Source organism: Actinomadura rugatobispora (assembly GCF_042656285.1).
GTDB lineage: Bacteria > Actinomycetota > Actinomycetes > Streptosporangiales > Streptosporangiaceae > Spirillospora > Spirillospora rugatobispora.
In genome coordinates this window covers 1-7,809 of record NZ_JBHSON010000191.1, presented here as the reverse complement: position 1 = coordinate 7,809, position 7,809 = coordinate 1, and the positions used below count along the sequence as shown (strand labels likewise).

At 73.0% G+C, this 7,809-nt stretch carries 2 protein-coding genes; both read left to right on the top strand.

All coding sequences use genetic code 11. The features are described 5' to 3' along the window. Positions 1-2,434 (top strand): condensation domain-containing protein (locus ACFPZN_RS55355; protein ID WP_378293359.1); only part of this gene is annotated, 2,434 nt, incomplete at its 5' end. After that, the coding region (locus ACFPZN_RS55350) for an amino acid adenylation domain-containing protein (protein ID WP_378293357.1) at positions 2,431-7,809 on the top strand (5,379 nt) is incomplete at its 3' end. The genes ACFPZN_RS55355 and ACFPZN_RS55350, both read left to right, overlap by 4 nt.

The window sequence follows — 7,809 nt, the reverse complement described above, 5'->3', positions numbered from 1 at the left end:
GGAGTGGTATTCGCGGCACGGGGATGAGGCCCCGGTGCTGGTGAACATGTACGGGATCACCGAGACGACCGTGCACGTGTCCTACCAGCGTCTCGACCGCGCGTTCGCCGCGACAGCGGCGGGCAGCGTGGTCGGGACGGGCATTCCCGACCTGCGTGTTTATGTCCTGGACGGTCGTCTGCAGCCTGTTCCGGCCGGTGTGGTGGGCGAGTTGTATGTGGCCGGTCCGGGGTTGGCGCGCGGTTATCTGAACCGTCCGTCGCTCTCGGCCGAGCGTTTCGTCGCTGATCCTTACGGGGTTCCCGGTGCGCGAATGTATCGGACGGGCGATCTGGCGCGGTGGCGTGCGGATGGGCGCCTTGAGTATCTGGGGCGTTCGGATCAGCAGGTGCAGTTGCGCGGGTTCCGGATCGAGTTGGGTGAGATCGAGGCGGTGCTGGCGCGCAACGATGCCGTGTCCGATGTCGCGGTGGTGGTTCGGGACGAACGACTGATCGCCTACGTCGTCGGAACGGATGACGGGCTGCGCAGATATGCGGCCGAGCGGTTGCCGGATTACATGGTCCCGGCCGCCGTCGTCGAACTCGACGCCCTGCCTCTGACCGCCAACGGGAAACTCGACCGCAAAGCCCTGCCCGAGCCGGATTTCGCGGCGAAGGTGTCGTCGCGGGAGCCGGGTTCGCCTTTCGAGGAAATCCTCGCGAAGCTGTTCGCGGAGGTTCTGGGCCTGGAACGGGTCGGGGTGGACGACGGGTTCTTCGACCTGGGCGGCGACTCCATCATCGCGATCCAGCTGGTCTCCCGCGCCCGCCAGTCGGGTCTGGTGATCTCTCCGCGCGAGGTGTTCCAGCACCAGACCGTGGAGCGGCTCGCCGCGATCGCCCGCACCGCCGCCGACGACGCCGAGACCGTCGAGAAGGAACCGCCCGGGACGGCCGTCGGCCCGGTGCCGGTCACGCCGATCGTGGCGTGGCTGCGCGAGCGGGTGGGCGGGGACGCCTCGCTGATCAGCGGTTTCCACCAGTCGATGCTGCTGCGCACACCGGCGGGCCTGGGCGGCGACGACCTGGAGCGGCTCACGGGCGCGCTCCAGGTCCTGCTGGACCACCATGACGCGCTCCGGCTCCGCCTCGACGTGGACGGCGACCGGTGGCAGCCGGTCGTGCGCCCGCGCGGCACGGTCGCGGCGGCCGATCTCGTCACCCGGATCGACGTCGGCGGCCTGGACGAGCACAAGCTGGGCGCGGTCGTCGCCGAGCAGGCCGCCGCCGCGCGGGAGCGCCTCGACCCGGTCGGCGGGACGGTCGCGCAGCTCGTCTGGTTCGACGCCGGGGACGCGCAGGGCCGGCTGCTGGTGATGCTCCATCACCTGGTCGTGGACGGCGTCTCGTGGCGGATCCTCCTGCCCGACCTGGTCGTCGCGTGGGCGGGCGGCGAGCTGGAGCCGGGCGGGAGCTCGTTCCGCCGCTGGGCGCAGCGCCTCCAGGCCGAGGCGTCCGATCCCGCCCGTGCCGGGGACGAGCTGGAGACCTGGCTGGACATCGTGGACGGCCCGCCGCGGCCCATCGCCGCCCGCGCGCTCGATCCGCGCGTCGACATCGCGGCCCGCGCGGAGTCGCTGACGCTCGTCCTGCCCGCCGAGGTCACCGGGCGGCTGCTGACCGGCGTGCCCGCCGCGTACCGAGCCCGGGTCGACGACGTGCTGCTGACCGGGCTGGCGCTGGCCGTCGCCCACTGGCGCGGGCGGCACCGCGGCGGCGGGCGCGGAGGCGGCGGGGTGCTGGTGGACGTGGAGGGCCACGGCCGTACGGACATCGTCCCGGGGCTGGACCTGTCCCGGACGGTGGGCTGGTTCACCTCGATCCATCCCGTGCGGCTGGACCCGGGCGCGGCCGACTGGGCCGAGGTCAAGAAGGGCGGTCCCGCGGCCGGTGCGGCCCTCAAGAAGGTGAAGGAGCAGCTCCGCGCCGTTCCGGAGGGCGTCGGGTACGGGCTGCTGCGCCATCTGGCCGGGGCTGAGGCCGCCGAGGAGCTGGCCGATCTCCCGCCGGCCGAGATCGCGTTCAACTACCTGGGCCGGGTCGCGCCGGGCGAGGACGGCGGCGACTGGACGCTCGCTCCCGAGGAGCCGCCCGCCGGGGAGGACCCGCGGATGCCGATGGCGCACGCCCTGGAGATCAACGCCGTGGCCCGGGACGGCCGGGACGGGCGCGCCGAGCTGTCGGCCACCTGGACCTGGCCGGACGGGGTGCTGTCCCGCGACGAGGTGCGGGACCTGGCCGAGGGCTGGTTCACCGCGCTGCGCGGGCTCGCCGAGCACGCCCGCTCCGGCGGAGACGACGGAGGCGGCGGGTTCACCCCGTCCGACCTCCTCGTCGACCTCGACCAAGCGGAGATCGACAAGCTGCAGGACGCCTGGAGGAGCAAGAATTGAACCGTGGGGACCTGGAGGACATCCTGCCGCTGTCCCCGTTGCAGCAGGGGTTCTTCTTCCACGCGCTCCTCGACGAGGACGGCACCGACGTCTACACGGCGCAGTTCGTCCTCGACCTGGACGGGCCGCTGGACGCCGCGGCGCTGAGGGCGGCCGCCGCGACCCTGCTGCGCCGCCACTCCAACCTGCGGGCCGCGTTCTGGCACGAGGACCTGTCGCGTCCCGTGCAGGTGATCCCACGCGCGGTGGATCTGCCGTGGGAGGAGGTCGACGCGGCCTCGGACGCGGGGGCCGACGCGGTGGTGGCGCGGGAGCGGGCGCGCGGGTTCGCGATGACGGAGCCGCCGCTGCTGCGGTTCGTTCTGGTGCGGCGCGGGCCGGGACGGCACCGGCTGGTGTTCACCAACCACCACATCCTCCTGGACGGCTGGTCCACACCGGTTCTGGCGACCGAGTTGTTCCTGCTGTACGTGCAGGGCGGGCACGACGCCGGGTTTCCCCGCGTCACCCCGTACAAGAGCTATCTGGCCTGGCTGGCGAAGCAGGACCGGCAGGCGGCCGAGGACGCCTGGCGCCGCGCGCTGGACGGCGTCGAGGGCCCCTCCCTGGTCGCCCCGGACGCCGCGGACCGCCCTCCGGTACCCCCTGAGGCGGTCGTCGCCCACCTGGACGAGCGCCTCACGCGCAGGCTCGGCCGGGCCGCGCGCCGCCACGGCGTCACGCTGTCGACCGTGCTGCAGGGGGCGTGGGGCCTGGTGCTCGGCCGCCTGCTGGGCAGCGACGACGTCGTGTTCGGCGCGACCGTCTCGGGGCGCCCTCCAGAACTCCCCGGGGTCGAGCAGATGATCGGCCTGTTCATCAACACGCTGCCGATCCGGGTGCGGTACCGTCCCGGCGAGTCCCTGGCCGCGCTCATGGAACGGCTCCAGGACGAGCAGACCGACCTGCTCCCGCACCACCACCTCGGCCTCACCGACGTGCAGCGGGCGGCGGGCCACCAGGGCGCCCTGTTCGACACGATGACGGTGCTGGAGAACTACCCGTTCGACCCGGCGTCCATGGACGGCTCCCTCAACGGCGTCCGGATCACCGGAGCGGCCTCCCACGACGCGACCCATTTCCCGCTGTCGCTGGTCGCGGCGCCCGGCCCCGAGCTGTCGCTGCGCCTGCACTACCGGCCCGACGTGTTCGGCCGGGACACCGCCGAGGCGCTGCTGGCCCGGGTCCGCCGGTTCCTGGAGGCGTTCGCCGAGGACTCCACCCGCCCCGCCGGGTCGGTCGAGCTGGGCGGCGAAGCGGAGCGGGCGCGGCTGGTGGCGTGGAACGACACCGCCGCGGACGTGCGGCCCGGGACGCTGCCGGAGCTGTTCGAGGAACGGGTAGCGCTCATGCCGGACGAGGTCGCGCTCGTCTGCGAAGGCCACGACCCGCTGACCTACGCCGAGCTGAACACCCGCGCCGACCGGTTCGCGAACGCCCTCACCGCGCGCGGGATCGGCCCCGAGGACCGGGTGGCGCTCGTCCTGCCCCGCACCCCGGAGATCGTCGTCGCGCTGCTGGGCGTGCTGAAGGCCGGGGCCGCGTACGTGCCGATCGACCCCGAGTACCCGGCCGACCGGATCGCCTGGCTGCTGGATGACTGCCGCCCCGCGCTGACCGTCCGCCCCGGAGACCTGCCTCTGGCTCCCGGCCAGGCCACCGGGCGCAGGCCGCAGCTGCTTCCGGGCAACGCCGCCTACGTCATCCACACCTCCGGTTCCACCGGCCGCCCCAAGGGCGTGACCATCACGCACGAGGCCGTCCTCAACTACTTCGAGGCCCACCGGACCGCCTTCTTCGACCCCGCGATCGCCGCGCACACCGCGCGGGGCGGCGGGCCGCGGATGCGGTTCGCGCACCTGGCGTCGTTCTCGTTCGACACCTCGTGGATGGGCCTGCTGTGGATGATGTACGGCCACGAGCTGCACCTCATCGACGACCGGACCCGCCGCGACGTCGAGGCCTACGCCGCCTACGTCGACCGCGCCCGGATCGACCTGGTCAACACCACCCCCTCGCACCTGCGCGCCCTCCGCGACGCCGGGCTCCTGGACGGCGACCGGCACCGGCCGTCCCAGCTGCTGCTCGGCGGCGAGGCGATCGGCGACGACCTCTGGCACGAGCTGCGCGACCTCGACGGCACCACCGCCCGCAACTTCTACGGGCCCACCGAAGCGACGATCGACACCATGAACGCGCCGGTGGCGGGCGGCGGGCCGGCCGTGATCGGCGCGCCCCAGCGCAACACCCGCGCCTACATCCTGGACTCCGCCCTGCAACCGGTGCCGCCCGGGACGCCCGGCGAGCTGTACCTGGCGGGCGCCCAGCTCGCCCGCGGCTACCACGACCGGCCGGGCCTCACCGCCGAACGGTTCGTCGCCGACCCGTTCGCTGCCCCCGGCGACCGGATGTACCGCACCGGGGACCGGGCCCGGCTCCGCCCCGACGGCACCGTCGAACACCTCGGCCGGGTCGACGACCAGGTCAAGATCCGCGGCCACCGGGTGGAGCCCGGCGAGGTCGAGAGCGTCCTGGCCCGGTACCCGGGGGTGGCGCGGGCCGCCGTGATCGTCCGCGACGGGCGGCTCGCCGGCTACGTCGTCCCGGCGACCGCCGACCTGGCCGGGCTGCGCCGGCACGCCGCCGCGCACCTGCCCGGCTACATGATCCCCACGCTCACCGCGCTGGACGGGCTGCCGCTCACCGTCAACGGCAAGCTCGACCGCGCCGCCCTGCCCGTCCCCGGCGACGCTGGGGGGACGGATGCGTCGCGGGCCCCCCGGTCGCCGCAGGAGGAGATCCTGTGCGGCCTGTTCGCCGAGGTCCTGGGCATCGCGCGGGTCGGCCCCGCCGACGGGTTCTTCGACCTCGGCGGCGACTCCCTCACCGCCACCCGCCTCATCGGCAGGGTGCGGTCGGCGTTCGGCGTCGAACTGCCCGTCCGGGCGCTGTTCGAGGCGCCCACCGCCGCCGGACTGGCCGGACGCGTGGCGCGGGCGTCGGGAAGCGCGCGGCCCGCGCTCGTGCGCGCCGCCGACCGCCCCGCGACGATCCCGCTGTCGTACGCGCAGCGGCGGCTGTGGTTCCTCAACCGGTTCGAGGGCCGGTCGGCGGCGTTCAACATGCCGATCGCGCTGCGCCTGCACGGCGCCCTCGACCGTGACGCCCTGCGCGCGGCGCTCGGCGACGTCGTCACCCGGCACGAACCGCTCCGCACGATCTTCCCGGACGCCTCCGGAACCGCCCGCCAGCTCGTCCTCGACCCCGCGACTGCCCGTCCCGCGCTCACCGTCACCGAGACCGACGAGGCCCGCCTCCCCGCCGGGCTGGCAGCCGCCGCCGGGCAGGGCTTCGACCTGTCGGTGGAACCCCCGCTGCGAGCCCGGCTGTTCGCCCTCGGCGGCGACACGCACGTCCTGCTGCTCGTGCTCCACCACATCGCGGGCGACGGCTGGTCGATGGCGCCGCTCGCCCGCGACGTGATCGCGGCGTATGCGGCGCGGGTGGAGGGTGGCGTGCCGGGGTGGGCGGCGCTGCCGGTGCAGTACGCCGATTACACGTTGTGGCAGGAGGAGTTGTTCGGGTCGGAGGACGATCCGGAGAGCCTGGTGTCGCGGCAGATCGCCTACTGGCGCGAGGCGCTGGCCGATCTACCGGAGGAACTGGCGCTGCCCGCTGACCGCCCCCGGCCCGCCGAAACCGCGTACCGGGGCGGGACCGTCCCCTTCGAACTCGACGCCGACCTTCACGCCGCCCTCCTGAAACTCGCCCGCGACAGCGGCGCCAGCCTTTTCATGGTCATGCAGGCCGCCTACGCGGCGCTGCTGACCAGGCTCGGCGCCGGAACCGACGTCCCGATCGGAGCACCGATCGCCGGACGCACGGACGAGGCCCTGGACGACCTGGTCGGCATGTTCGTCAACATGCTCGTGCTCCGCACCGACACCGCGGGCGACCCCTCGTTCCGGGAGCTCATCGCACGGGTGAAGGAGACCGACCTCGCCGCCTACGCCCACCAGGACCTCCCCTTTGAACGCCTGGTGGAGGTCCTCAACCCGGCCCGCTCCATGGCCCGCCACCCGCTCTTCCAGGTCGTGCTCTCGTTCCAGAACAACCCCGGGGCCACCCTTGAGATGGACGGCCTCAGCGGCGGCGCCGAGCCGCTGCCGTCCGGCACCGCCAAGTACGACCTGTCCCTCTACCTGGAGGAACGGCACGGCGACGGCGGCGCCCCGGCCGGAATCGACGGCGGCCTCGAATACTCCCTCGACCTGTTCGACCCCGGCACCGCCGATTCGATCGCGGCCCGCTTCCAGCGGCTGCTGACCGCACTGGCCGCCGAACCGGACGCGCCCATCGGCACCGCCGAGATCCTCGCCCCCTCCGAACGCGAGGCCATCCTGCGCGACTGGGCGGGAGGCCGGGCGGAAGCGCTCGATGCCGGTGACGCGACGATCCCGGCGTTGTTCGAGGCGCGTGCGGCCGAGCGTCCGGATGCTCCGGCGGTGACGTTCGAGGGGCGGACGCTGTCGTACGGCGGGGTGAACGCAGCCGCTAACCGCCTAGCCCGGCACCTGGCCGCGCAGGGCGTCCGCCCGGGGGATCTCGTGGCGCTGCGGCTTCCGCGTTCGGCCGATCTGGTCGTGGCGATCCTGGGCGTGCTGAAGGCGGGCGCGGCCTACGTGCCCATCGACCCGGACTACCCGGCGGAACGGATCGCGTACGTGCTGCAGGACGCGCGACCCGCCTACACCCTCGACACCCTGGAGACGTACGAGGAGTACCCCGACACCGACCCGGGTGTTGTCGTCCATCCGGAGAGTGCGGCGTATGTGATCTATACGTCGGGGTCGACGGGGTTGCCGAAGGGTGTGGTGGTTCCGCACAGGAATGTGGTGCGGTTGCTGGGGTCGACGGAGGGGTGGTTCGGGTTCGGTGCGGATGATGTGTGGACGTTGTTCCATTCGTTCGCGTTTGATTTCTCGGTGTGGGAGTTGTGGGGTGCGTTGTGTTATGGCGGCCGTGTGGTCGTCGTCCCGTACCTGACCTCGCGTTCGCCCGGTGAGTTCCTGGAACTGCTGGCCGCTGAGAAGGTCACCGTCCTGAACCAGACTCCGTCGGCGTTCTACCAGTTGATGGCGGCGGATCGGGAGCGTCCGGAGACGGACTTGTCGGCGTTGCGGTTCGTGGTCTTCGGTGGTGAGGCTCTGGAATTGGGCCGCTTGGAGGAGTGGTATTCGCGGCACGGGGATGAGGCCCCGGTGCTGGTGAACATGTACGGGATCACCGAGACGACCGTGCACGTGTCCTACCAGCGTCTCGACCGCGCGTTCGCC